The organism is Streptomyces odonnellii, assembly GCF_000981895.1.
Classification (GTDB): Bacteria; Actinomycetota; Actinomycetes; order Streptomycetales; family Streptomycetaceae; genus Streptomyces; species Streptomyces odonnellii.
In genome coordinates this window covers 1-2,087 of the sequence record NZ_LATD01000508.1, presented here as the reverse complement: position 1 = coordinate 2,087, position 2,087 = coordinate 1, and the positions used below count along the sequence as shown (strand labels likewise).

Below are 2,087 nucleotides of genomic sequence, written 5' to 3'. Positions count from 1 at the left end.
CCCCGTCCCCGTACAAGTCCCCGCCGCCGAGGCCGAGTTCCAGGCCGGGACCGAAGTCGTCCCCGAGCCCGCTCCCGAGCCCGAGGCCGTCGTTCCGCAGGGCCCGCCCGCCGCCTCCGGCTTCGACGACGCCGAGCGCGAGGCCGTGCTCCGGGTGATGCGCGAGCGGCGGGACATCCGTAACGGCTTCCGTTCCGACCCCATTCCGCACGAGGTCCTGCTCCGCGTCCTGGAAGCCGCGCACACCGCGCCCAGCGTGGGCCACTCGCAGCCCTGGGACTTCGTCGTCATCCGCTCCGCCGAGACCCGCCGGTCCATGCACGAACTGGCGCAGCGTCAGCGCGAGGCGTACGCCAAGTCGCTGCCCAAGGGCCGGGCGAAACAGTTCAAGGAACTGAAGATCGAGGCCATCCTCGAAACCCCGGTGAACATCGTCGTCACCGCGGACCCCACGCGCGGCGGCCGGCACACGCTCGGCCGGCACACCCAGCCGCAGATGGCCCCGTACTCCTCGGCGCTCGCCGTCGAGAACCTCTGGCTCGCCGCCAGGGCCGAGGGACTCGGGGTCGGCTGGGTCAGCTTCTTCGACGAGCGCGAGATGGTCCGGGCGCTGGGGCTGCCGGAGCATCTCGAAGTCGTGTCGTATCTGTGCGTGGGGTACGTCGACGAGTTCCCCGAGGAGCCCGAGCTGATGCGGGCGGGGTGGTCGAAGCGCAGGCCGCTGTCGTGGGTCGTCCACGAGGAGACGTACGGCCGCCGGGCGTTGCCCGGCGAGGAGCCGCACGATCTGCTCCAGGAGACCATCGCCGGTATCCGCCCGCTGGACGCGAAGGCGCTCGGCGAGGCATGGGAGCGGCAGAAACGGATGACGAAGCCGGCGGGCGCGCTGGGCATGCTGGAGATCATCTCGGCGCAGCTCAGCGGGTTGTCGCGGCTGTGCCCTCCGCCGATTCCGGAGCCGGCGGCTGTGGCGATCTTCGCGGGCGACCACGGGGTGCACGCGCAGGGTGTGACGCCATGGCCCCAGGAGGTCACCGGCCAGATGGTGGCCAACTTCCTGGGCGGGGGCGCGGTGTGCAACGCGTTCGCGACGCAGGTGGGCGCGGAGGTGTGCGTCATCGATGTCGGTGTGGCGGGCGAACTCGCGGCGACACCGGGCCTGTTGCCGCGCAAGGTCCGTGCCGGTACGGCGGACTTCACGACCGGGCCCGCGCTGACCCGCGAAGAGGTCCTGGCGGCGATCGAGGTCGGTATCGAGACGGCGCGCGATCTGGTGGCGGCGGGCAACAAGGCGCTGCTCACCGGTGAGATGGGCATCGCCAACACGACCGTGTCCGCCGCGCTGATCTCCGTCTACACCGGCCAGGACCCCTCGGAGGTCACCGGGCGGGGTACGGGCATCAACGACGAGACGCACGCCCGCAAGATCGATGCCGTCCGCCGCGGCCTGGACCTCCACCAGCCGGACCCGGCCGACCCGGTCGGTGTCCTCGCGGCGGTCGGCGGCCTGGAACACGCGGCCCTGGTCGGCTTCCTGCTCGGCGGCGCGTCCCTGCGGACGCCGGTGATCCTGGACGGTGTCAGCGCGGGCGCGGCGGCCCTGGTGGCCCGGGCGATCGCCCCCGAGGCCCTGGCCGCCTGCATCGCCGGCCACCGCAGCGCCGAACCGGGCCATGTGGCAGCCCTCAACAAGCTCGGCCTCCGCCCGCTGGTCGACCTGGACCTCCGCCTGGGCGAGGGCACGGGAGCACTGCTGGCGCTACCGGTGGTGCAGAGTGCGGCGCGGGTGATGCATGAGGTGGCGACGTTCGACTCGGCGGGAGTAACGGAGAAGTAGCGTCCACCGGGGCGCGGGAGCTCTGTCCCCGCCCCGCCCTTACCCGAATCCAGGGCGGGCCCCGGACGCCGATGGACGTGGACGGTGGCAGTCTGACGCCCTGAAGGGCCGGTTTCGCGGCGCGCCGGGGGTTTGTCCCCCGCCCCCGCCCGAATCCCGGGGCAAGCCCCGGGCCCCGATGGACGTGGAGGGTGACGGTCTCGCGCCCTGAAGGGTTGGCTTCGCCGCGTGCCGGGGGTTTGTCCCCCAC

1 protein-coding gene is annotated in these 2,087 nt (G+C 72.7%); it reads left to right on the top strand.

Annotated elements, in window-relative coordinates:
- The coding region (gene cobT, locus WH07_RS34125; RefSeq protein ID WP_046508766.1) for a nicotinate-nucleotide--dimethylbenzimidazole phosphoribosyltransferase at window positions 1-1,837 on the top strand (1,837 nt) is incomplete at its 5' end.
- Between the last annotated feature and the right edge of the window lie 250 nt (window positions 1,838-2,087).